Source organism: Thermophagus sp. OGC60D27 (assembly GCF_052400625.1).
Classification (GTDB): Bacteria; Bacteroidota; Bacteroidia; order Bacteroidales; family Marinilabiliaceae; genus Thermophagus.
Genome location: NZ_JBQTGH010000002.1, coordinates 353,264 through 376,737 on the forward strand (window position 1 = coordinate 353,264; position 23,474 = coordinate 376,737).

Annotated in this window: 22 protein-coding genes; 7 read left to right on the forward strand and 15 right to left on the reverse strand. The window is 33.9% G+C overall.

The window, feature by feature from the left end; translation table 11 throughout:
• The first annotated feature begins 173 nt into the window (after positions 1–173).
• Complete coding sequence (locus tag ACT29H_RS03635) at positions 174–1,145, forward strand: lipoate--protein ligase family protein (protein ID WP_444820236.1); 972 nt, start codon at positions 174–176, stop codon at positions 1,143–1,145.
• A 310-nt stretch (positions 1,146–1,455) separates the two neighbouring features.
• Here ACT29H_RS03635 and uvrC read toward each other — a convergent pair whose 3' ends face one another.
• From uvrC to nadA, 13 genes are all read right to left on the reverse strand, one after another.
• A complete protein-coding gene (gene uvrC, locus ACT29H_RS03640; RefSeq protein WP_444820237.1) occupies positions 1,456–3,276 on the reverse strand; it encodes an excinuclease ABC subunit UvrC in 1,821 nt (606 codons plus the stop codon).
• Positions 3,277–4,914, reverse strand: coding sequence for an adenine deaminase (ade, locus tag ACT29H_RS03645; RefSeq protein WP_444820238.1), 1,638 nt, complete (start codon positions 4,912–4,914; stop codon positions 3,277–3,279).
• Between the two features lie 299 nt (positions 4,915–5,213).
• Positions 5,214–7,091: a tRNA uridine-5-carboxymethylaminomethyl(34) synthesis enzyme MnmG gene (mnmG, locus tag ACT29H_RS03650; RefSeq protein ID WP_444820239.1), complete on the reverse strand. Its 1,878-nt coding sequence runs from the start codon at positions 7,089–7,091 to the stop codon at positions 5,214–5,216.
• 42 nt (positions 7,092–7,133) lie between these two features.
• Entirely contained in the window at positions 7,134–7,562 is a 429-nt protein-coding gene (ybeY, locus tag ACT29H_RS03655) for an rRNA maturation RNase YbeY (RefSeq protein ID WP_444820240.1), read from the reverse strand.
• Positions 7,563–7,567: 5 nt separating this feature from the next.
• Positions 7,568–7,963 carry an ATP-binding protein gene (locus ACT29H_RS03660; RefSeq protein ID WP_444820241.1) on the reverse strand — a complete coding sequence of 132 codons (396 nt, stop codon included), beginning with the start codon at positions 7,961–7,963 and terminating at the stop codon, positions 7,568–7,570.
• 105 nt (positions 7,964–8,068) lie between these two features.
• Entirely contained in the window at positions 8,069–9,223 is a 1,155-nt protein-coding gene (locus ACT29H_RS03665; RefSeq protein WP_444820242.1) for a murein hydrolase activator EnvC family protein, read from the reverse strand.
• Complete coding sequence (locus ACT29H_RS03670) at positions 9,204–10,046, reverse strand: DUF4292 domain-containing protein (RefSeq protein WP_444820243.1); 843 nt, start codon at positions 10,044–10,046, stop codon at positions 9,204–9,206. The genes ACT29H_RS03665 and ACT29H_RS03670 overlap by 20 nt, the downstream gene beginning before the upstream one ends.
• Complete coding sequence (locus tag ACT29H_RS03675) at positions 10,039–11,811, reverse strand: tetratricopeptide repeat protein (protein WP_444820244.1); 1,773 nt, start codon at positions 11,809–11,811, stop codon at positions 10,039–10,041. Before ACT29H_RS03675 ends, ACT29H_RS03670 begins: the two co-directional genes overlap by 8 nt.
• Before the next feature lie 68 nt (positions 11,812–11,879).
• Positions 11,880–12,314: a dUTP diphosphatase gene (dut, locus tag ACT29H_RS03680; protein ID WP_444820245.1), complete on the reverse strand. Its 435-nt coding sequence runs from the start codon at positions 12,312–12,314 to the stop codon at positions 11,880–11,882.
• On the reverse strand, positions 12,289–13,752 hold the full coding sequence (locus ACT29H_RS03685; RefSeq protein WP_444820246.1) for an oligosaccharide flippase family protein: 1,464 nt from the start codon (positions 13,750–13,752) through the stop codon (positions 12,289–12,291). The genes dut and ACT29H_RS03685 overlap by 26 nt, the downstream gene beginning before the upstream one ends.
• A gap of 91 nt (positions 13,753–13,843) precedes the next feature.
• Positions 13,844–14,863 carry a Holliday junction branch migration DNA helicase RuvB gene (gene ruvB / locus ACT29H_RS03690; RefSeq protein WP_444820247.1) on the reverse strand — a complete coding sequence of 340 codons (1,020 nt, stop codon included), beginning with the start codon at positions 14,861–14,863 and terminating at the stop codon, positions 13,844–13,846.
• 6 nt (positions 14,864–14,869) lie between these two features.
• Positions 14,870–15,259, reverse strand: coding sequence for a response regulator (locus ACT29H_RS03695; RefSeq protein ID WP_444820248.1), 390 nt, complete (start codon positions 15,257–15,259; stop codon positions 14,870–14,872).
• A gap of 269 nt (positions 15,260–15,528) precedes the next feature.
• On the reverse strand, positions 15,529–16,527 hold the full coding sequence (gene nadA, locus ACT29H_RS03700; RefSeq protein WP_444820249.1) for a quinolinate synthase NadA: 999 nt from the start codon (positions 16,525–16,527) through the stop codon (positions 15,529–15,531).
• A gap of 429 nt (positions 16,528–16,956) precedes the next feature.
• Between nadA and rpiB the strand changes: the two genes are divergently transcribed.
• From rpiB to ACT29H_RS03715, 3 genes are read left to right on the forward strand one after another with little or no spacing between them, the layout of a single operon-like run.
• Positions 16,957–17,397, forward strand: a complete 441-nt coding sequence (gene rpiB / locus ACT29H_RS03705) for a ribose 5-phosphate isomerase B (protein ID WP_444820250.1) — start codon at positions 16,957–16,959, stop codon at positions 17,395–17,397.
• A 10-nt stretch (positions 17,398–17,407) separates the two neighbouring features.
• Entirely contained in the window at positions 17,408–18,796 is a 1,389-nt protein-coding gene (locus ACT29H_RS03710) for a lactate utilization protein B (protein WP_444820251.1), read from the forward strand.
• A 13-nt stretch (positions 18,797–18,809) separates the two neighbouring features.
• Positions 18,810–19,256, forward strand: a complete 447-nt coding sequence (locus ACT29H_RS03715; RefSeq protein WP_444820252.1) for an RrF2 family transcriptional regulator — start codon at positions 18,810–18,812, stop codon at positions 19,254–19,256.
• Here the strand turns inward: ACT29H_RS03715 and ACT29H_RS03720 are convergent.
• Positions 19,226–19,639 carry a VanZ family protein gene (locus ACT29H_RS03720; protein ID WP_444820253.1) on the reverse strand — a complete coding sequence of 138 codons (414 nt, stop codon included), beginning with the start codon at positions 19,637–19,639 and terminating at the stop codon, positions 19,226–19,228. The two genes, ACT29H_RS03715 and ACT29H_RS03720, sit on opposite strands and share 31 nt — an antisense overlap.
• Before the next feature lie 156 nt (positions 19,640–19,795).
• On the opposite strand from ACT29H_RS03720, the gene hemW reads away from it, so the two are divergent.
• The 3 genes from hemW (at position 19,796) to ACT29H_RS03735 (ending at position 22,289) form a co-directional block, all read left to right on the forward strand.
• Positions 19,796–20,923, forward strand: a complete 1,128-nt coding sequence (gene hemW / locus ACT29H_RS03725) for a radical SAM family heme chaperone HemW (RefSeq protein ID WP_444820254.1) — start codon at positions 19,796–19,798, stop codon at positions 20,921–20,923.
• A 107-nt stretch (positions 20,924–21,030) separates the two neighbouring features.
• Entirely contained in the window at positions 21,031–21,420 is a 390-nt protein-coding gene (locus tag ACT29H_RS03730) for a rhodanese-like domain-containing protein (protein ID WP_444820255.1), read from the forward strand.
• Positions 21,421–21,422: 2 nt separating this feature from the next.
• A complete protein-coding gene (locus ACT29H_RS03735) occupies positions 21,423–22,289 on the forward strand; it encodes a cation diffusion facilitator family transporter (RefSeq protein WP_444820256.1) in 867 nt (288 codons plus the stop codon).
• A 132-nt stretch (positions 22,290–22,421) separates the two neighbouring features.
• Here the strand turns inward: ACT29H_RS03735 and ACT29H_RS03740 are convergent, their stop codons facing one another.
• The gene (locus ACT29H_RS03740; protein ID WP_444820257.1) at positions 22,422–23,459 is read right to left on the reverse strand and encodes an LLM class flavin-dependent oxidoreductase; all 1,038 of its coding nucleotides are present in this window, start codon (positions 23,457–23,459) and stop codon (positions 22,422–22,424) included.
• Positions 23,460–23,474 lie beyond the last annotated feature (15 nt).

Sequence of the window (23,474 nt, forward strand, 5' to 3'; positions counted from 1 at the left end):
ATTTCGTTTCCCAAACGTCGGGAAAAGCCTAAAACAAAAATTTGAAGGGACAACGAAAAGCTTATAAAAATATTTTTTAACTATTTATTTTACAGTCTTTTTATTAGTTTATTTCATCTATTAATTTAATTTTTAAGTGCGCTATTTTTTCATATAAATTTGTTCACCGGTATATGGATAGAAATACTCTTTACATTTTAAGTAAAACGGATGATCCGTCATTCAATTTGGCCACCGAAGAATTATTGTTACGCCATTATAAGGAAAATATAATTTTCCTTTATATAAACAAACCATCGGTCATTGTCGGGAAGCATCAAAATACCCTTTCCGAAATCAATTTATCTTTTTTGGAACAAAATCACATTCCGGTCTATCGACGTCTATCGGGAGGAGGTACCGTTTACCACGATCATGGCAATATAAACTATTGCATCATAGAGAATGGCCAGCCGGGGCAATTGGTCGATTTTGTGAGAGCCTCTACGCCGGTTGTGGAAGCTTTAAAAAGTATGGGTATTGATGCCAGACACGGGAAAAGAAATGATCTTCTTTGTGGTTATAAAAAAATATCCGGTAATGCCTGCCATGTATACAAATCTCGATCGATGCACCATGGGACGCTTCTCTACAAAGCCAATATCCGGCAACTAACAGAATGTTTAAAAACAAACGGATTAAACTTTAAGGATCGATCCGTAAAGTCAGTTAGAAGTGAAGTTATAAATATTTCAAGTTTAATGGAATCCGATAAAAGTCCTTCTGAATTCATGGAAGAAATTGGTGCACACCTAAAACAAAGATACAAGGCCTCTCCCCTAACTTTATCTAAAGCTGATATAAGACAAATAGAACAACTCAAAAAAGAAAAATACGATACCTGGGAATGGAATTATGGATACAGCCCTATTTATGAATTTAAAAAGAGAAGTAAAATAAATGATTACACCTTTTCGTCTAAAATAAAAGTTGAAAAAGGAATCATTACTCAAATAAATATTCGCAGTAATTTCCCTGACAAGGATAAAATTCATGCAGCTGAAACGACCATACATTCGGCAAATCATGACAAAAAACAAATTCAATCCTTATTATCGGATTTCCCAAAAGATATTACTGAAGGAATCATCAATACCCTCTTTTAATGTGATATTTAAACTGCGTATTAAACTTATCAATTAAACCCGAAAAATGCATTAGATAATCTATGACGAACTTATAGTGCATTATTCGCGTTAAAATCATTTCCCAATAAAGTGAAACAACGATTTTCAAATCGTTACGACAAACAGATTCCCTTCTTATGCAGGGAATCCATTGGATTTTTCCCATACAGCATAATGATATGTCCTTGGTCGACTCTCTCGATTGCAGGCAAACGACTGAGTCGACTGTCGGCAAACGACTGAGTCGACTGTGGGAAACTGTTGAAAATAGACTTTTAAATAAAATCAATTATGTCTGTGGAGGCTTTAGAAAAGTGGAAATCTTAAGAGCCCGACTCTCTCCCACCACCTTTTTCAATTGTTCAAAGGAAGCTTGCTCAACCCCCTTGATCGATTTAAAATGACTCAACAATTGTTTAATGTTTTTAGGGCCTACACCAGGTATTTGCTCCAATTTGGATTTCAAAAAAGCATTACTTCTTTTGTTTCGGTGAAAAGTAATACCAAACCGGTGGGCTTCATTCCGCAAATGTTGAATAAGTTTAAGAGAAGGAGAATTTTTGTCGATGTATAATGGAACGGGATCGCCGGGAAAAAAGATCTCTTCCAACCGTTTGGCAATACCAATAACGGTGATCCGATCTAACAGCTCCAGTTCACGTAATATTTTAACTGCAGACCCCAACTGTCCTTTACCTCCGTCGATTACGACCAGTTGAGGCAGAGGCTGACCTTCATTTTTCAGGCGACTATAGCGTCTGTAAACCACCTCCTCCATAGAGGCAAAATCATTAGGTCCTTCAACGGTTTTAATATTAAAATGTCGATAATCTTTTTTTGAAGGTTTCCCATTTTTAAAGACGACACAGGCGGCCACAGGATAATGCCCCTGAATATTGGAGTTGTCAAAACACTCAATATGGACGGGTTTTGTTTTGAGCCGTAAATCTTTTCGCACGGTTTCAAGCAAAACATCTTCTCTGGTAGCTTTGGAACGACTGGCCTGCTGCTTTAACTTTTCAAGTCTGTAATATTTAACGTTTCTTTCTGATAGCTCCAAAAGCTTCTTTTTATCGCCAATTTTTGGAATCAGAAATCTAGCATTTCGTAATTCCACGCTGGGTTTAAAAGGAACAATGATTTCCGGCGAACGACTATGCAGTCGTTCGCGTATATCCACCACCGCCAGGGCCAGCAAGGATTTTATATCTTCATCCATCTTCTTTTTATATTCGATGGTATGTGCCTGAATAATGGCTCCATTTACGACCTTTAAAAAATTTACATAGGCCGATTTATCATCATCGATTATAGAAAAAACATCCACATTATTAATTTTAGGATTAACAATAGTGGATTTGCTTTGATATCCTTCCAGCGTTTCCAGTTTCCGTTTTATCTCATCTGCTTCTTCAAACTTGTAGCTATCGGCCAATTTCATCATGGTTTCCTTCATATACTTGACTACGGAAGAGATATTCCCCTTAAGTATGTTTTTCACTTCAGAGATGTGTTGCAGATACTCCTTTTCAGGCTGGAGTCCTTCACAAGGTCCTTTGCAATTTCCAAGATGGTATTCCAGACAAACTTTAAATTTACCTTCAGAAATATTTTCAGGGGTTAAGGCATAGCGACAAGTCCTTAAAGAATAAAGCTGCCGAAACAGCCCAATTAAAGTTTTCACCATAACGACACTGGTATAAGGACCGAAATATTCACTCCCATCCTTTATCACTTGACGGGTAGAAAAAACTCTGGGAAAGGGTTCATTTTTAACCACAATCCAAGGAAAACTTTTATCATCCTTAAGAAGTACATTATATCGCGGCTGGTATTTTTTAATCAGATTATTTTCGAGCAGAAGCGCATCCTCTTCGGTATCTACGACGATATGCCGAATGTCGTAAATTTTCCGGACCAAAATTCTGGTTTTGGCATTATCGGGTGTTTTATAGAAGTAGGAAGAGACCCTTCTCTTTAGGTTTTTAGCTTTTCCAACATAAATTATTTTTCCTGATTCATCCAGATACTGATATACACCGGGATCCTCAGGCAGGACCTGAAGCAAGCCTTTTAAATAATCGAGTCTGTTACTATTAACCTCATTCATTTAAACCGTTTCGAAAAGTGAAATAAATTCAAATTTTTCCCCATCAAAGATGCCTTTATCCCCTATTTTAAGTTTTGGGATTACCAATAACGACATAAAAGAAAGAGTCATAAACGGTGCTTTAAGCGCGCAACCAAGATTAATTACCTGTTTTTCTATTTCCGAATAGGCAGATGCAACTTCGTAACCATCCCGATCACTCATAATTCCTCCTACGGGTAAAGGAAGAATCTTCGAATCAATATCCGAGACGAAAGATAGCCCACCCTTTTCATTCATAACATTATTAATGGCATGAACAATATGATGATCTTCAACGCCCACAGCCACCACATTATGGCTGTCATGAGCAACGGAAGAAGCGATAGCTCCACTTGTCAATCCAAAGCCCTTAATAAATCCTACAGAAACCGGTTTGTACTGATATCTGTCCACTACAACAATCTTCAACAGATCATTATCAATATTCGATTTCAATATTTTACTATCCCATGGTTTGACGGAAATTTTTTCTGTTACCAAGGAACCGTCAAAACATTGGATAACATTAACCTTTTGCGCTTTCTCCGGAACCGAAACTTCAATATCTGTTTGGTTAAGCACATGCGGAATAAAATGATTCACCACTTCAACATCTTTTTTATCAAAAAGAACGCCTTTGGTATGGTCGAACACTTTTTCTCCATTAATATAGGATTCCAAAACATTAAAAGAAGAAGGATCATCGATAACAATAAAATCGGCAGGATCTCCTTCTCTAAGTAATCCAACCGGAAGCTTATAGTATTCAACCGGAATCAAAGAAGCCGCTCTTAATAGCTTAAAAACATCTATTCCCTTTTCAATACCGATCTTTATTAACTTATCAATATGTCCATCCTTTATCAATTCATGAGGATGGGAATCGTCGGTACATAACATTAGAACATCGGGATGAGAATCAAACAAGGGCGCTAAAGCATCAAAGTTTTTGGCAGCACTCCCTTGCCTTATTTGTATTTTCATGCCATTTTTAATCTTCTCCAAAGCCTCTTTGAGGGTAAAACATTCATGATCGGTGGATATCCCTGCCGAGGCATACTTTTTCAGATCTTCACCCATAATTCCCGGAACATGTCCATCCACCGGGAGATGCCGATCGAGTGCCGATTCAATTTTTCTCCACACATCCTTATCTTTATGAACAACGCCCACATAATTCATCATCTCACTTAAAAGATAAATTTCTTTTTTATCCAGAAGATATTCCACCTCCTCAGGACCAATAACGGCACCAGAAGACTCCAGATTGGTAGCTGGAACACATGAAGGAGCTCCAAAAAAAACCTTCAAAGGTGTATTTTTAGCTTCCTCAATCATATATTCTACCCCCTTCACCCCTAGTACATTTCCAATTTCATGTGGATCTGTTACAACACCAATTGTTCCACGTGGAACAACCAATCTGGAAAATCCAGATGGAACCAACATACTACTTTCAATATGAACATGAGCATCGATCAATCCTGGCAGAATAAAAGGTCCATCCGAAAAAGAAATAGGCCTAATCTTATTTATTCCCTTTGCAGAAAAACACACCTCTCCAGGATAAATTTCAAAATTATGAATATCAATAATGTTACCAGAAATTTTATTCATCCCATTATCTTTTTCAAAAATTACCAGACTAAAACAAAGTAAAATTACATAGAAAAATTACATCACCCTTTAAAAACTATTACAAATATGGTTTAAAAATTTCCAAATAAAAGAACGAGAATTTTATTTAAAATTTAGAAATTTCTAAAACTCAATTGGTATAGGGCAAAAGAATTTAAAAAAACTCGATCGTAGAGAATTCCACAAATAAAAGAAAAAATTAGATCCTTAAGGAAGGTGATTAAAAGAAATAAAAAACATAATGAATAAACCTCAAAATTAATGTTCCACGTGGAACATTATCTACCCATAAGAACCAAAAGAACATTAATGTCGCTCGGAGATACACCACTAATTCTGGAGGCTTGTCCTATCGTTTCAGGATCAATTTTTTCTAATTTTTGTCTCCCTTCGGTAGAAATATTTCCTATAGAGCTATAATTAAACTTTCCCTTAATTTTAAGATTTTCCAACCTTTTCAATTTTTCTGCAATAACCTTTTCCCTGGCAATATATCCCTCATACTTAATGGAGATTTCTACACTATCCAAAATTTCCAGTTTGCGGTTTTCAGGTAAATTAAGACAAATTTCCTTTAAAGGTTTGATATGCTCAACCAAATCAATAAGCTTAATCTGGGGCCGAGTCATCAAGTCTTTAACCTTTATTTTTTGCCTAAGCACAGAAGTATTGCAACTTTCCAGATACTTATTAATTTCATTTGGTGAAACACTATAGGTTTTTAAAAAACTAAATATTCTATCTCTCCACTCCACTTTCTCAGAAAATAACCTATATCGATGATCATCAACCAACCCTATATTTCTTCCTTTAGGTGTTAATCGTAAATCAGCATCATCCTGCCGTAATAATATCCTATACTCAGCTCTAGAAGTAAACATACGATAAGGTTCGTCTACACCCTTTGTAACAAGGTCGTCAATTAAAACCCCAATATAAGCTTCATCTCTTTTCAAAATAAAAGGTTCTTTATCTTTAAGACTTATCGCAGCATTAATTCCTGCCATTAAACCTTGCGCAGCAGCTTCTTCATAGCCAGTAGTACCATTTATTTGCCCTGCAAAATACAATCCAGGAACCATTTTAGTCTCTAAAGAGTGATATAACTGTGTAGGATCAAAAAAATCATATTCAATAGCGTATCCGGGCCGAAAAATAAACGCATTTTCTAACCCTGGAATAGACTTCAAAGCTTCCAGCTGCGTTTCTAAAGGCAAGGAACTACTAAAACCATTTAAATAAAACTCAATTGTATCTTCACCTTCAGGTTCAAGATGTAATTGGTGTTGATCCCTATTTTCAAAAGTAACAATTTTGGTTTCTATACTAGGACAATATCTTGGTCCAATACTTTTTATGGTTCCATTATATAAGGGACTATCCCCAAGTTTGGCCTTAATAGCATTGTGCACCTCAGTATTGGTATAAGTTAGATAGCAACTTCTTTGTTTCAATTTTTTATTCGAAATAGGCAAAAAAGAAAACTTATAAAAATCATTATCACCTGGTTGTTCCTTTAAATGAGAAAAATCTACCGTACGCCCATCAACTCTAACAGGAGTACCGGTTTTCATCCGCCCTGTAATAAACCCTTTTTTGAATAATTTGTCAGATAATCCTTTGGAGGAAGGTTCTGAAATTCTACCACCTTCCATCTGAACTTTACCGATGTGCATCAATCCATTTAAAAACGTACCTGTAGTTAAAATAACTTTTTTGGAATGAAATCGTACATTTTGTGATGTAAAAACAATAAATTCATCAGGTTTAGAAAAATCTATATCAATAACTTTATCCTGCCAAAAGTAAAGATTTTCAGTTTTCTCTAAAATCTTTCTCCACTCAGAAGAAAAAACCATTCGGTCACATTGAGATCGCGGGCTCCACATTGCCGGTCCTTTTGACCTATTAAGCATACGGAATTGAATACTAGACAAATCAGTAACAATCCCCATTTGTCCTCCCAAAGCATCTATCTCACGAACAATCTGCCCTTTGGCAATTCCACCAACAGCAGGATTACAGCTCATTTGAGCTAATTTATTAAGGTCCATTGTAATCAATAATGTTTTGGAGCCCAAATTAGCAGCCGCCGCACTAGCCTCACATCCGGCATGACCACCCCCAACAACGATAACATCATACGTAAAATCCATAATCTAAATAAAAAAATGAATGGTCAAAGAAAATAAACAGTTCTACCGAAAATTTGTTTCAAAAAAAAGAAGTGAAAGATTTTCAGCTGCTCTCATCTCATTCTTTTCCTGATCTGTTTTATCCTTATAACCCATTAAATGAAGTACACCATGAATTAAAACGCGAAGGAGTTCCTGGAAAAAAGGTACATTATACCTTTCTGCATTCATACTAACAGTAGGTATACTAATCAAAATATCCCCGGCAATAAGGCCTTTGGAAGTATAATCAAAAGTAATGATATCGGTTGTATAATTGTGAGAAAGAAATTGACGATTATTTTTTAAAATATATTCGTCAGAACAAAAAAAATAATTAATCTCTCCTACTTTAAAATCTTTATTTTCAATAACTTGCTGAATCCAACTCCGTATATCCTCTTTATTATCGAGTGTATAGTCAATATCAATAGAATGAAATGAAATAGCCACCTTAATTACGTTAAATAAAACCCAATTTTAACTTCATTACCTTTATCATTAAATTCAACCTCATCGGCCAAGTGTTTCATAAGAAAAATTCCTCTACCATGGGTTTTCTCAAGATTTTCAGGTTTGGTTGGATCCGGCAAATTTTGATAATCAAATCCGTTTCCACAATCGGTAATGATAAATTCAATTTTTTCTTTGGTAACTTCATATTGCAAAACTACGATCTTCTCTTTTTCTAATTTATTCCCATGAACAATTGCATTATTAACACTCTCCACAACGGCAAGTAATAACTTACCATAAATATCAGAATGCAAATTATATTTGAAAGATATATCATCAATCAACCTTTCAACAAGGCTAATATTTTTGATTTCGGATTTAAAAATAACTTTATTCACAATATAGCGTTTAAAAACAGCCCTTATTTCATTATCAGACTAAATTACACCAATTTATACTGTTAACAGAAAAAAGAGTTTCCAAAATGCTAGCTTTTTTTTCCGTTAACGTATTAACCAATGCTCTGGATCAAGCTTTTTACTCTCTTCCCAAATTTCAAAATGCAATATTTTTTCATTGTTTCCATTTCCTTTAAAAATTTTCCCCAAATTCTGACCAGCTGAAACAAGATCGCCCTTTTTAACGAAAACTTCAACTAAATTACCATAAACGGTTAAATATTTCCCATGTCTGATAATAACTGTTTTATTAAGACCTGGGATAGCCACAACAGTAGAAACGGTTCCAGAATGAACACAATAAACCTTGTCATGATTAATCAACTGAATATCTACCCCATTATTTTTAATGGTAACATTTTTTAAAACAGGATGAGCGTGTTCTCCAAAAGCGTTAACAATAACACCATCTTCGACTGGCCAAGCCAATTTACCTTTAACATCTTGAAACCCAATAGATTCTTCATGACTAATATTTGAAGATTTTTCGGCTTCAATCAAAGCGCGAATCTTTCTCTCTAACTCATTAGCTGCTTGCTCTTTTTTCTTGAGACTTTGCTGAAGCCATCGCTGTTCTTTTTGCAAATTTTGAACTAAAGTTGTCTGCCTTCTTTTGTTAAGTTCAAGACGATTCAGTTCACCTTCAATTTCATTTAAAACAGTTTGCTTTTCCTCTTTCTGAACTCTAATTTCGCTTAATAGACCTTTAACCTTGTTTTGTGATTCAATAAGCTTTTCTCCCTGTCTTTTTCTATAACCGCTATATTCTTTAAAAAGTCGATATTTATTATACAAATTACTAAAAGATTCAGCACTAAAAAGAAACATTAATTGATTAAGCCTTCCTTTTTGTTTAAATGCATATTGAATTAATCTGGAATATTCTTTTTTTAATTCATTAATATCATCTTCCAAATCATTAATCAACATTTGATTAACTTCAATCTGATTATCCAACTGCGAAATCTCGTTCTTAAAATTATCAATAAGCTTTTGTCTATTTTTAATTTCTCGACCCAAAAGACTTAACTCACGTAAATAATCCTGTCGAGATTCTCGTTTCTTTTCAATCAAACGATGAATATCGGAAATTTCCTTTAAAATGGTTTCCCTTTCATTTCTAAGACCTTCAAGGGTTTGACCATACAAACTTCCGCAGACAAAAAACAAAAAAAATATTCTAACGATAAATTTTATCATATTTCTGAGGTATACTAAAGGAAATCTGTTGATCACCATTAAAAACAATATCCGAAATAACTAAATTACAGTGAAAATTTCGTTCTGCATAATTCCCTTCAATATTCATCACCATTGGAAACAAAAAAGAAGAAAAATCACGTTTGAAATCATCATAATCAATAGTAAGAGCTAAATCCCCTTCCTTAAAATAAAAGTAGTTCTTTTTTAGATTAAAAGATTCTGGCATTAACCAAAACTGATGATAACTAAAATCGTTAAGTAATTGGTTATCCTTCAACTTCTTGATTCTCTTCTCTTTCATAGAGGAGTATTTATACATCCTATTATTGATACCACAGTAAAAATAATCCTCTAAACCTAAATTCATATTCTCGTAAAAACTAAAAGAGCGATTCAACAAAAAATTTTGAAGAAGAAAAAAATCAATATCTAAATGAAATTTCCGGTACAATTCTTCAAAATCGGTATAAATAATTTTCCTATTAATTCGATCAATAACAGTAACTTTTTCAGGCTCAAAAGAAATCCTTGCTACTTCTATACCCACAGGACCTAACACACTAATTCTAATAAAACTATCGACATCTAAAAACAATCGACATTTAAAACTCTTTGTACTATTAGAAGATTTAAAGGTGAAAAAAGCTTTTTTGAAAAAGATGTTTTCAATATCTCTTTTTTCATCTAATTCATTTATCATTCCCACAATTTTTTCCCCACTTAGGGGGGCTATATAATCACCCTCCTTTACTTTTTCAACAGTCCGACAACCAAATAGAAAAGCAATGAAAAATAAAATAGTAAAATATTTTCTATTCATCAATATATTCCCTTTTTTCAATTTTCAGTTTTAACAATTTAGAATGTTCTCCAAAATCCAAAGCCTTATTCCATTGTTCCAAGGCCCCATCCAAATTACCTGTTTTAAAAAGGATATCGCCATAGTGTTCATAAATAACACCATTAGGCTGCTCCAAATTTTCTATAGCTCTTTCAATTATAAATTTAGCTTCGGTATATCTTTTCTTTTTAAACAGAATCCAAGCATATGTATCTAAATAGGTAGAATTTCCAGGTTCTAGCTCAACCGTTTTTGCACTCATCTTTTCGGCTCTGTCCAATTCCTTACCTTCCAAAGCTAAGTAATAACTATAATTATTAAGAACAATAACGTTGTTTTCATCGATTTTTAAGGACTCTTCATAATGGTGGAATGATTGATCAATAATATCCATAGAATGAAAAATATCGCCTAAATAAGCGTGAAATTGGGATTTTAAGGAAGGATTCTGTTTCACTTTTTCCAATCCCAAACCTTTTTCCAAAGTTACAGTGGCTTTTTGGTATTCCTCCAACTGAAATAAAGAAACTCCATGAAACAAATAAAAAACAGGTTCATCAGGAAAGAAAGATATAGCCACTTCCGATCGAGAAACTAATTCTGAATTTTCCCCTAATTGAGATAATAAAAATAAGTAATCTTGCCATAAATTAGCTTGAGATCCGTCTAAATCAAGACCAGTCCGAAAAACATCACGTGCCTTTTTCTCTTTTTTAATACTAATTAAAAAATTACCATAACTGTGATAAATATCCCCTTGATATGGATGCAACTCAATCAATATTTCATAAATACCAATAATATCATTTTCATCCAAGAAACTCTGACCTTCACTAAACTGACCTAAAACCGGCAAGAATCTTCTAAACTTGTTTTCAAACCCTACTGATTTAGACCTAAATCCCTTAAAAAGTTGTTCCTTATAGGAAAGAGAATCACCCTGATTAAAAAAATAATTAGCCAGAGAAAAATAAACATTTCCATTGTCGGGTTGAACTTGAAGCACTTTATCATATTCAGAAAAGGCCTTTTTATATTGATTATTTTCTAAGTAAAAATCCCCAAGCAAAACCCTATAATCACCATAAGTCGGAAACCGATTGATCAATTTAATTAAGGCCCCTTCGGCTCCTTTTAAATCCTTATTTTCTAAATAAAGTTGATAAATCTCAAAAGAAAGACCTTCCTTAATGCCTATTATTTTTTCTATCTTCTCCAAATTGGAAATAGCATCCTCATACAATCCATTTTGAGATTGTAGTTGAGCTACAAAATATAAATCTTCGACTGAAGGCGATTCTGACAAGAAAATTAATTTCTCAGCAGTTTTTACAGCACCAACACTATTTCCTTGATTTTGGTAAATTCTCGACAAAAGAAAAATATAATATCGATTAACAGGATCATATTTTACAGCCCTTTCCATTAATACTTGAGCATCTTCTACTTTATTATTAGCTAATAAAATTCTTGATAATTCATAAGCACAAGCAGCACAAGTAGAATCTATCTTCAATGCTTCGGCGAAATACATAAAACTTTTATTCACCTCATCAATGGCCTTATACCTATTTCCCTCTAAAAAATAATAATCAAATTTTCTCTGATCATTATCACTCAGAATTATGCTTTTAGAATTGGATAATTCTATATTTTCTAAATCATCCTTTCCTGGCACCTCCTTTATAGAAGAACATGATGAAAAGAAAAATATCACTAAGGAAATAAGACCAAAATATTTCATCCCTAAAAAAATTTAAAAATCATGACAACCCAGTATACAAAACCATTCTTGAAATAAACCGATATCTACTAAATACCAGTGTGTCCGAAACCACCGTTTCCTCTGGTCGTATCACCAAGCTGCTCACTAAAATACCACTCAAATCGCTCAAATTTATGAATCACCATCTGACATATCCGATCACCGCTATTAACTACAAACTCATCGTTAGACAAATTAATTAGAACAACTTTAATTTCACCCCGGTAATCGCAATCAATAGTACCTGGAGAATTAAGAACAGTAATACCATATTTAGCCGCTAAACCACTTCTAGGCCTTATTTGTGCTTCCGTACCTTGAGGAAGTTCAATGTACAAACCTGTGGGAATAACCACTCTTTCAAAAGGTTTAATAACAACAGATTCTTCTAAAAAAGCCTTCAAATCAACACCAGCAGCTCCTTCAGTAGCAAATTCAGGTGCACTATTATTACTCTTATTTATCAACTTTACTTTTATCATATCTCTGCATTACAAAAAATGAACCAATAAAAACGACAAATATACTCCCTTTAAAGAGATACAGAAAAAAAACCGACTCAATGGAAATCATTCTATCAACAAAATAGAAAAAACCACCTAAAATAAAATAAATAAGGTATTTATCCGGACGATAAGGAACAGGATAATAATGCTGTCCTAAACCCCATGAAATAATCATAATAAAAAAATACCCACATAAAAGTGCCAATGCAGATCCAATTATACCAATTTGGGGGACTAATAAAATATTTAATGCAACAGTTAAGATGGCACCTATTCCTCCCATTAGGGCACCAATCCATGTTTTATCGGTTAACTTGTACCATAAAGACAAATTAAAGTAAATACCATAAAACAATAAAGCTAAAAGAATAATAGGTATTATAAGATTTCCGCTAACATAAATATCCGTTAATAAAATATTTAAAAAATCAATAAAAAGAGTCACGCCCAAAAAAATACATAAGCCGAAAAATATAAAGTAATCCATTACTTTAGCATATGCTTCTTTTCCCTTTTCACGATTCTTAAAGAAAAAAGGTTCAAAGGCAAACCTAAAGGATTGTGCGAAAAGACTCATCAAAACACCAATTTTAAAATTTGCACCATAAATAGCAAGCTGACTAAATCCATCACCCCCCAACAAAGTTGGGAGTAAAATTTTATCTATATTTTGTGTTATCATGCCCGTAATCCCTACAAACAAAATTGGTAAAGAATAAAGCAATACGGGTTTAAAAATGGAAAATTTAATCCTGTTAGGGTGCAATTTTATAAAAGGAATAAGCAACAATAGAGTAACAAAACTGCTCAACACATTGCTAAAAAAAACATAAAATACCTTATCGAACAGACCATAAATATAAACCCACCGATCTGATAAATAGTTACCCTTAATTAAAAAAGGAATAAATAATAAAAAAGAAAGATTGAAAAATATATTTACTCCAATATTCACTAGTTTTATTACTCCAAATCTAATGGGCCGATTTTCAAGACGAAGCTGTGCGAAAGGAAGGGCTACAAACGAATCAATTGCAAGTATAATAAAAACTAAAAGAATAGTAATATCTTGACGCCCCCCATAATAGGCAGAACTGACATCATCATATAGAAAAAAACCCAAAATCAAAAATAAAAAACTGGTGATTCCCAATAAGGAAAGCAAACTATCGTAAACAACATGCTGATCTTTAGTTTTACCTGCAAACCGAAAAAAACCGGTTTCCAATCCATAAGTAAGAATTACAAGCAGTACGGAAATAACCCCATAAAGATTAACAACAACTCCATATTCATAAGTAGACAACGTCCTGATATAGAAAGGCATTAACAACCAATTTAAAAGGCGTCCTATCATTGTGGACGCCCCATAAATGATTGTTTCACCGGCTAACTTTTTTAAACTTAATAACATTAACTGGTTAAATTATTATTGAATAGTATTTAATTAAAAACCACGTAAATAAAAATTTTTTTAAAAGAAAGAGGTATAAATAATCAAAAACTTAAAAAAAAGATGATTGAGTTGTATCAGGCGTCCTTCCAAAGTGCTGCAATGCTAAAGGTGTAGCAACTCTTCCCCTAGGAGTTCGTTTTAAAAAACCCTCCTTGATCAAAAAAGGTTCATACACTTCTTCAAGTGTTCCTGTATCTTCACCAATAGCAGTAGCAATAGTAGAAATCCCAACGGGTCCTCCATTAAACTTATCAATGAGCGTTAACAATATTTTATGATCCATTTGATCCAAACCGTAATGATCAATGTTTAAAGCTTCCAAACTAATTTTAGTAATATCCATATCGATAGTTCCATTCCCTTTAACCAGTGCAAAATCTCGAACCCTACGCAGTAAAGCATTAGCAATCCTTGGAGTTCCTCTACTTCTACGGGATATTTCACCGGCAGCTTCATCTTCAATAGGAATATTCAATATTTTAGAGGAACGCTTAACAATCCCCTTCAATACATCTGTATCATAATATTCAAGATGGCAATTAATGCCAAATCTAGCTCTAAGAGGACTTGTAAGTAACCCACTTCTTGTAGTGGCCCCTATAAGTGTAAAGGGATTTAGTTCAATTTGAATACTTTTTGCACCAGGACCTTTATCAATGACAATATCAATTCTAAAATCCTCCATAGCCGAATAAAGATACTCTTCAACAATCGGACTTAATCGATGAATCTCATCAATAAACAAAACATCCATTGGTTCCAAAGAAGTAAGAATCCCGGCAAGATCTCCTGGTTTATCCAAAACAGGACCGCTAGTTAATTTAAAACCTACACCTAATTCGTGTGAAATAATATGAGAAAGTGTTGTTTTTCCCAATCCAGGTGGACCATGCAACAAAACATGATCTAAAGCTTCCTCACGCATTAGGGCAGCTTTAACAAATATTTCGAGATTCTCAACAACTTTAAATTGACCTCTAAAATCAGAAAAAGAAAGTGGTCTAAGTTTCTGTTCAAATTCGGGCTCTCTGGATTGCTCTAAATCCGTATCGTGAATATCAAAATCCATTATCAGTTAAACCATACTCATTTTAAATCCAAAACTACTAACAATCTGGTTAAATTGTTCTATATCAAATGGCTTAGCCATATATTCATCCATACCTCCATTAATACATTTATCCCTGTCTGCATCATAGGTGTTGGCAGTCAATCCTATAATTAAATTCTTTTGTCCCCATTCCCTTTCTCTCTGTCTTATTATTCGAGTAGCCTCTAGCCCATCCATAACAGGCATCATAAGATCCATAAGAATAATATCATATCTTTTATTTTTAACTTTATCCACAGCTTCTTTTCCATTATTAGCTACATCAATTTGAAATCCATATTTGGATAGAGTTAAAAAAATAAGCTTCTGATTCAAAACATTATCTTCTACTAATAATAATTTAATATCATTCATGGAAAATTCATTTTTTATCCGGAACTGAAATTTATGGATTTTAAGAAGATAAAGTTAAAAAATAAAGCCCAAACTCACTCTAAAAAAATTTTATTACATAAAAATATAAAACCAGCTTATAAAGGAATTAATCCATAATTCATGATACAAACAGAAATAAAGTTATCCATATCCTCTACTACACTAGAAATCATAACACTTATAGAAAAATCCCCTTCAAATAATTCAAATAATAATTTCTTAAAAAATTTCTCATCCTTGCAAGAATCCTAATCCTTTTTATTCAAAAGTGAACCGGACAATTCAAACATTCTCTGAATTGGTTTAATCGCTTTCAAACGGATATCTTCTTTTACTTGAACTTCAGGAAATTCGTATTTTAGGGTAAGATAAATTTTTTCCAAAGTATTAAGCCGCATAAATTCACAATCATTACATCCACAAGTCGAATCACTAGGTGGAGCGGCTATAAATGTTTTATCGGGTGAAGATTGTTGCATTTGATGCAATATTCCCGACTCTGTAGCCACAATAAATTTTTTGGAAGAAGATTGCTGGGTATATTTCAACAAATTGGCGGTGCTACCAATAAAGTCGGCGATAGTTAAAACAGGCTTTTTACACTCAGGATGCGCTAATATTAACGCATCAGAATGATCTTCCTTAAGTTGAACAATTTTTTCAACCGAAAATTTTTCATGTACATGACAAGCACCATCCCAAATAACCATTTCCCTTCCTGATATACTCTCCAAGTAATTTCCAAGATTTCTATCAGGACCAAAAATAATTTTCTGATCCTTAGGGATACTATTAATAATTTTTACTGCATTTGTAGAAGTAACAACTATATCAGAAAGAGCTTTTACTTCGGCTGAAGTATTCACATAGGTAATAACTATATGGTTCGGATGCTTTTTTATAAATTGCCGAAAATCTTCTTCTGGACAGCTGTCGGCTAGCGAACACCCCGCATTAAAATCAGGAACCAAAACCTTTTTATCGGGAGATAGAATTTTTGCAGTTTCACCCATAAACAAAACCCCAGATAACAAAATAATACTGGCATCCGTTTTTGATGCTTCCCAAGCAAGAGCTAAACTGTCGCCCACGAAATCAGCAATATCTTGAATTTCATTCTTCTGATAATAATGAGCCATAATTAAGGCATTTTTTTTCTCTCTAAGAGAAATAATCTCACTTACCAAGTCCACTCCTTTCGGGATGAGTTCATCCACAAAACCTTTTTTCAACCAATCATTATACATACTAATAAATTTTAAAAGAATAAATAATGATGATAATAGGCTGTCGAAAGTGTTTAAAAGATTTTAGGATATCCCTTGACTTTAATTGTAATGAATACTTTCCTTGCCTTTATCAACGGTTTATTATACTCTTATATTTTTATTATTCAATTTTTTAAAGACTATTATCAACAACTGTTAATACCTGACAAATTTAAAAAATAATTAATGGCTTGTTGTTAATGATGATTGTTTAATCTGTGAAAAACTAAATGGTAAAATCATGCTGTTTTAAGTCGAGAGTTCCAAATGTTCTGGTTAATGCATAAATTTCTTAGTTTGTCAAGAATATTTTATCAGAAATTTATCACAGAAAGACAACATGTTTTCAACATCATATAAAATGGACAAATGAGACCGATTATTTATTATCTTTGAAATCAAAAAAATATGCTGTTCAAGACGATAGGATTAGGTAGTGATCATGCAGGTTTTAACCTTAAAACTTTTATTAAAGGAGAGTTAATTAAGAAAGGAATAGTAGTGATTGACTTTGGTACCGATTCTGATGATAGTACCGATTATCCAGATTATGCGCATCCTTTGGCTAAAGCTGTTGAAAATGGAGAATGTGAAATTGGTATTGCTATATGTGGAAGCGGTAATGGTATTAACATGACTGTTAACAAACATCAGGGTATTCGCTCTGCTTTATGCTGGAATACTGAGATTGCCTATCTTGCCAGGCTTCATAATGATGCTAATATTTGTGCTTTGCCAGGAAGATTTTTGAAACAACAGGAAGCTTTGAAAATTGTTAATGCATTTTTAACCACTGGCTTCGAAGGTGGTAGACATCTGCGGAGAATTAATAAAATTCCTTGTAAATAATACTATCGTAATGGGGGGTACAGAAAATAGAAATTTTTTAAAAGATTCGGAAAGAGTTGCTTTTGATTATAAACATCGAGCCACAATTCGTTTTAATATTTCAAAGTATGATGCAGCAGTAAATAAAGGAAGGCTCCGCTATAAAGATTTGGAATTGGCAAAACAAAAGGCTGCTATCCTGAAAAGAAAGGTACTAAAAGAACTTCCATTCTATTTGCAACAATTTGAAAAAAATGCTAAAGCTAATGGTTGTGAAGTAAAATGGGCTGTTGACAGTGATCAAGCATTGGATATTATTTACGATATTGTTAAGGATTGTGGGGCCAAACTTATTGTGAAGAGTAAATCTATGACCACCGAGGAGGTAGATTTAAATCTTCACATGCAAAAGAACGGAATTCAATCCATAGAAACCGATCTGGGAGAATTTATTGTTCAGGTTGCTGGCGAAAAACCCTATCATATCGTTACCCCGGCCATGCATAAATCAAAAAAAGATATTGCATCTCTTTTTCATGATAAATTTAATCTTTCAGAGGATTCTTCACCTGAAGAGATGACTCGATTTGTTCGTGGAAAACTGAGAAATGCGTTCAAAACTGCAGGTGTTGGCATTACCGGTGCAAACTTCCTTTTGGCGGAAGAAGGTGGTATTGCGCTAACAGAAAATGAAGGAAACGGGATGCTTTCATTTTCATTACCCAAAATTCATATTGTATTGGCAGGAATTGAAAAATTATTGCCTTCCTATAAAGATTTAGATCTGATGTGGCCTTTGCTGGCGGTCCATGGCACCGGCCAGAAAGTAACTGTTTATAATTCGGTGGTTTTTGGCCCGGCAAATAAGGAAGAGAGGGGTGGACCAGAGCGAATGATTGTCATATTGCTGGATAATGGCCGCAGCGATCTCTATAACACAGTTGATCAATCAGAAGCGTTGGCTTGTATAAGATGTGGCGCTTGCCTGAATGCGTGTCCAATTTATAAAAATGTGGGTGGGTATACCTATAATTCCGTTTACAGCGGACCAATTGGATCCGTCATTACACCTCATCTTAAAGGATTAAAAGAATTTCAGCATCTTAGTTTTGCAAGCTCACTTTGTGGTAAATGTGGTGAAGTCTGTCCAGTTAAAATACCTTTGCCTGATCTGCTGTTGAAAAATCGTCGAGATGCAGTGGATAAAGGATTGAGACCCATATCGGAGAAATTGGTAATGAAGGGTATGGGAAAAGGATTAAGTTCTAGAACAATGATGGATTTGACCAAAGGAACATTTAAAAATTTTCTGGTTCGTTTATCAGGTGCTGGTTCATTGGTAGGGAAAAAACGTATGTTTCCTCAATTTGCACCATCCTCTTTTAGCAATCAATGGAAAAAAAGAAAACATAAACATTAAACAGAAAGTCATTATGTTGTCGACCACATGTAAATATGCAGTAAGGGCAATAATTTTTATTGGTATGAAGGGAAGTGAAGAAAACCGAGCCAATGCGCGTATTATTGCTTCTGAATTAGGAATTCCAATGCAATTTTTAAGTAAAATATTGCAGATATTTGTTCGTAAAGGGCTGCTTAAAAGTGTGAAAGGCCCCACAGGAGGATTCTATCTCGCTAAGAATGCGAACGAAATTACTTTGTGTGATATTGTAGAGATTATTGACGGAAAAGATTTTTTTGAAACCTGTTTGATTGGTACAGGGCCTTGTCAGAGTTCTTCACATAAAAAGGAAAAATGTCCGGTACACGATCGCTATAGTGAAATTAGGGAGCAGGTTTTCCAATATTTTAAAAGTGAAACTATAGAGGGGATTATTAAACGTATGGGTCACGACGAAAATATTTTGTTGAAGCTGTAAATTTTTCGCAATACCAGAAAACCTATATAAGCCATAATAATTCCCGAAGTGTTGGCTAAAAAATCCCATATGTCTTGATTTCGATCAGAGAGAATAGGTTGTACTACTTCTATGATTCCGCCGATGATGAAAATCCAAAGAACATAATACCATCTCGTTTGTTTAGTTTTGACTTTAATTTTTAAAAAATGAGTTCTTTCCATCAGGTAAACAAAAGTTAGAAAACCATACATTAAAAAATGAATGACCTTATCGGCATTTTCAAAAGTTAAAAAACGTGGCTTGTGGATATCTTCGCTCGATGACAAACTTAAAAATATAATAATACCTACTGTTGTAATGGTAAATTTATAGTTCTCAAATAGTTTGAGTGTTGTTTTCATTTTAATGAGATTGTTAATAAACTATGAATATTTGTTGATAACTTATTGTTTTAAAGTGTTTCACGTGGAACATTTTAAGTTTAAATGCGGATTGGAAAGGTATTTTTTGTCCTCTCATTTTTTTTATCCATTGTCCTCTATTGTTAAGTGTGAAATATGGCCGGAATTTATATACATATCCCTTTTTGTAAAACACGTTGCTATTATTGCGATTTTTTCAAAAGTACAAAGCTTAATTTAAGAGAACAATTTATTGAAAAGCTTTTTGAAGAGATAGTTGAAAGAAGATCTTTTTTTGAAAATACAGAAAAATCTATTTCCACTATTTATTTTGGAGGGGGTACTCCCAGTCTTTTTTCTGAAAAATATTTTAATGACGTATTAAATCGAATTTCGACCCACTATTCGCTGGAAAATAATGTGGAAATAACCATTGAAGTGAATCCGGATGATTTAAATCTGGAATATTTAAAATCTCTTTATTCAATAGGAATTAATAGACTTAGTATTGGGGTCCAGAGTTTTTATGATGTTGATCTAAAAAAAATGGGACGCAGGCATGATGCTGCCCAAAGTCGTCAAGTCCTTGAATGGGCCTTTCAATCCGGATTTCAAAATGTGGGAGCGGATTTGATTTATGGTCTTCCCTGGTCTAATGCAGCCACTTTCCTTTCCAATCTTGATATTTTAAAGGAGTATCCCGTTAAACATCTTTCGGCTTACCATCTCACTATCGAACAAGGAACCTATTTTGGTAGGTTAAAGCGAAATAACAAACTTGTCGAAATTGATGATTCGGAAAGTGAAGCACTTTTTTGGAAGTTGCATGATAAAACTATCCATATGGGATTTGAGCATTATGAGATTTCTAATTTTTGTAAAGATGGTTTGTATTCTAAACACAATACCGCTTATTGGAATGATGAACCCTACCTTGGTCTTGGTCCAGGAGCTCATTCATTTGACGGAAAAAAAAGATATTGGAATAAGTCGGACTTGCAACAATATATTAAGAACGGGTTTTCTGATGGATTAGCCTCCGAAACATTGGATGGTTATGATCGTTTTAATGAATTTCTTATGTTGAGGTTAAGAACCGCAAGAGGAATTTGTATTAAGCAGGTAGAAAACTGTTTTGAAAACGGGTGGAAAAAAATTGAGACTAAAATAAGAAAATGGGTTAATGATGGTTTTCTGGAAGTCAATGATGGTTTTATTTATGGTTCCAGAAAAGGTTGGTTCGTTATTGATGGTATTATTAAGGATCTTTTTATTGTAGAATAGTATGGTGAAAAGAGTACGAGCAATTAAGGTTGTCACAATAAAGATAGGTATAATACATGTGTCATGAGAGTTCCATTAGACCAATGAATTAACCAAATTTTATACTGATGAATAAGTGGATGCTTTTTTTGATGTTTTTTTTTGTCTGTGTTTTGGGATCCTCTCAATCCTATTTATCTTGCAGTGATTTTTTTGTTATGATGGATACTTGCGATAATGCAGCAATCTTGGATGTTAGAACTAAAAGCGAATATATTAAGGAAAGGATTCCCGGAGCGTTCTTTGTAGGTGAAAAGAAACTGTTGTTACAATTGGTAGACACTTTTGACAAGCAAAGACCTATTTTGATTTATTGCGAGTATGGTAAACGGTCTGAAAGCGTTTACAATATTCTTCATGATAATGGATTTACTAACTTGTATCAATTAAAGAGGGGATTGCATCAATGGAAAAAGAAAGGATATCCCGTTGATCAGGTTCTCGTTGAGAAAAATTAAATATGGCGAATTCTAAGAAGGGAATAATAGCCACTTGGGTTTCTATTATTTTAAATATTGCCTTGTTTATTCTAAAATATTGGGCAGGTTTACTTTCTCATTCCGTTGCGCTGATAGCTGATGCTTGGCACACCCTTTTCGATTCTGTTTCTTCAATGGCAGTTTTATTGGGGTTGAAGTTTTCCAATAAGCCGGCTGATCATCGACATCCCTATGGTCATGGAAGAGCTGAATTGATAGCTTCCCTTATTGTGGGTATTTTACTTGCTGTGGTTGGATTTAATTTTTTGGCCGAATCATTAATAAAATTCAAAGAACAGGCCCCTTTTAATTTTGGTTCTGTGGCAATTTGGGTAACAGTGGTATCTGTGGTTGTCAAGGAAACTATGGCCAGATATTCCATAATTATAGGAAAGAATATTCAATCCAATTCCTTAAAGGCAGATGGTTGGCATCACCGTTCCGATGCCATTTCTAGTGTAGTGATCCTTATTGGAATATTTTTAGGTGGAAGAATATGGTGGATTGACAGTGTAATGGGTATTTTTGTCTCTTTCATGATTTTTTATACGACCTATGGTATTATGAAAGATACCATTAGTATTTTACTCGGTGAAAATATTGAAACGGATATGAAAGAAGAGATAAAAATTATTGGTTCAGGTATCAAAGAAAATTTGTTCCTTGACCCACATGATTTTAAAATTCATCATTATGGGAATCATTCTGAGTTGGTTTTTCATATCCGATTACCTGGTGATTTTAGTCTTTCAAAAGCGCATTCCATTGCCAGTGAATATGAGGCACGAATTGTGGATAAATACAGGATCGGTGTGACTATCCATATTGATCCTGTGGCGGAGGAATAGAAAATGATGGGAATGAATATAAGTACATTTCCTCACTGATAATTGAAAAGTCCAGCATTTAATTACCTTAAATATTCTAAGGTTTATAAATTGCTAAAGACACTGGTTTTATTCAAAAAAATCGATTTGATATTATTTTTGAAGTGATTTTCTAATTTCAGGAACAACTTTTAAACCGTACATCTCAATAGTTTTCATTAATTGTGAATGAGAAGGACCTCCAACATCTATATGTGCAATGAATCTGGTGAGTCCAAACATTTCGATCGTTTGTAGGGTCTTGTCAATGACTTCCGAGGGAGAACCCATATATAAAGCTCCATCAGGTTTTAGTCCATTCAAAAACTGGTTTTTTGTATATGCAGGCCAACCACGATCTTTACCAATCCGATTCATTTGAGCCGAATAATCCGGGAAATAATTTTCCAAAAGGTCGTTACGCGATTCACTTATAAATGAGTGTACATGTACACCGATTTGCATTCGAGTCTTGTCGTGACCCTGTTTTAGGTATTCTTCTTTGTAATATTCGATGAGAGGTAAGAACTGTTTTGGACGTCCTCCGATAATAGCAAAAATGACTGGCAATCCTACAAGTGCAGCCCGAAAAACCGATTCTGGTGTACCTCCAACACCAATCCATATGGGTAATTTTCTTTCCGATATAGGGTAAACAATTTGTTTTTCAAGTGGTGATCTGAATTTTCCTTTCCAGGTGACAGGTGTAGGTGATTCTCTGTTTAACTTTATAAGTAATTCCAGCTTTTCTTCAAACAATTCGTGATAATCATGTATGTTGAAGCCATATAGAGGAAACGACTCTATAAAGCTGCCTCGACCTGCAATAATTTCGGCTCGATGGTTGGAAAGTAAATCTAAAGTTACAAAATCCTGATAGACTTTTACCGGGTCAGATGAACTCAATACTGTTACTCCACTGGCTAATTTGATGCTTTTCGTCACAGATGACAACGCAGATAATACAACTTCAGTTGAAGATACTGCATAATCAGGACGATGATGCTCTCCAAGCAAAAAAATATCAAGCCCTAGATCATCCGCCAGTTTTACTTGTTCTATCATCTCTTTCAATCGATTACTGGCAGACTGAAATTTTTTGTTGTGATTATCAAAGGTGAGATCACCAAACATTCCAATACCTAATTCCATTCTATCTGTTTATCA

What these genes read in the sequence shown, in the direction of transcription:
- ACT29H_RS03635 (WP_444820236.1), top strand. Translation starts at nt 174, where the DNA reads ATGGATAGAAATACTCTTTACATTTTAAGTAAAACGGATGATCCGTCA.
- uvrC (WP_444820237.1), bottom strand. Translation starts at nt 3,276, where the DNA reads ATGAATGAGGTTAATAGTAACAGACTCGATTATTTAAAAGGCTTGCTT.
- ade (WP_444820238.1), bottom strand. Translation starts at nt 4,914, where the DNA reads ATGAATAAAATTTCTGGTAACATTATTGATATTCATAATTTTGAAATT.
- mnmG (WP_444820239.1), bottom strand. Translation starts at nt 7,091, where the DNA reads ATGGATTTTACGTATGATGTTATCGTTGTTGGGGGTGGTCATGCCGGA.
- ACT29H_RS03665 (WP_444820242.1), bottom strand. Translation starts at nt 9,223, where the DNA reads ATGATAAAATTTATCGTTAGAATATTTTTTTTGTTTTTTGTCTGCGGA.
- ACT29H_RS03670 (WP_444820243.1), bottom strand. Translation starts at nt 10,046, where the DNA reads ATGAATAGAAAATATTTTACTATTTTATTTTTCATTGCTTTTCTATTT.
- ACT29H_RS03675 (WP_444820244.1), bottom strand. Translation starts at nt 11,811, where the DNA reads ATGAAATATTTTGGTCTTATTTCCTTAGTGATATTTTTCTTTTCATCA.
- dut (WP_444820245.1), bottom strand. Translation starts at nt 12,314, where the DNA reads ATGATAAAAGTAAAGTTGATAAATAAGAGTAATAATAGTGCACCTGAA.
- ACT29H_RS03685 (WP_444820246.1), bottom strand. Translation starts at nt 13,752, where the DNA reads ATGTTATTAAGTTTAAAAAAGTTAGCCGGTGAAACAATCATTTATGGG.
- ruvB (WP_444820247.1), bottom strand. Translation starts at nt 14,863, where the DNA reads ATGGATTTTGATATTCACGATACGGATTTAGAGCAATCCAGAGAGCCC.
- ACT29H_RS03695 (WP_444820248.1), bottom strand. Translation starts at nt 15,259, where the DNA reads ATGAATGATATTAAATTATTATTAGTAGAAGATAATGTTTTGAATCAG.
- nadA (WP_444820249.1), bottom strand. Translation starts at nt 16,527, where the DNA reads ATGTATAATGATTGGTTGAAAAAAGGTTTTGTGGATGAACTCATCCCG.
- rpiB (WP_444820250.1), top strand. Translation starts at nt 16,957, where the DNA reads ATGCTGTTCAAGACGATAGGATTAGGTAGTGATCATGCAGGTTTTAAC.
- ACT29H_RS03710 (WP_444820251.1), top strand. Translation starts at nt 17,408, where the DNA reads ATGGGGGGTACAGAAAATAGAAATTTTTTAAAAGATTCGGAAAGAGTT.
- ACT29H_RS03715 (WP_444820252.1), top strand. Translation starts at nt 18,810, where the DNA reads ATGTTGTCGACCACATGTAAATATGCAGTAAGGGCAATAATTTTTATT.
- ACT29H_RS03720 (WP_444820253.1), bottom strand. Translation starts at nt 19,639, where the DNA reads ATGAAAACAACACTCAAACTATTTGAGAACTATAAATTTACCATTACA.
- hemW (WP_444820254.1), top strand. Translation starts at nt 19,796, where the DNA reads ATGGCCGGAATTTATATACATATCCCTTTTTGTAAAACACGTTGCTAT.
- ACT29H_RS03730 (WP_444820255.1), top strand. Translation starts at nt 21,031, where the DNA reads ATGAATAAGTGGATGCTTTTTTTGATGTTTTTTTTTGTCTGTGTTTTG.
- ACT29H_RS03735 (WP_444820256.1), top strand. Translation starts at nt 21,423, where the DNA reads ATGGCGAATTCTAAGAAGGGAATAATAGCCACTTGGGTTTCTATTATT.
- ACT29H_RS03740 (WP_444820257.1), bottom strand. Translation starts at nt 23,459, where the DNA reads ATGGAATTAGGTATTGGAATGTTTGGTGATCTCACCTTTGATAATCAC.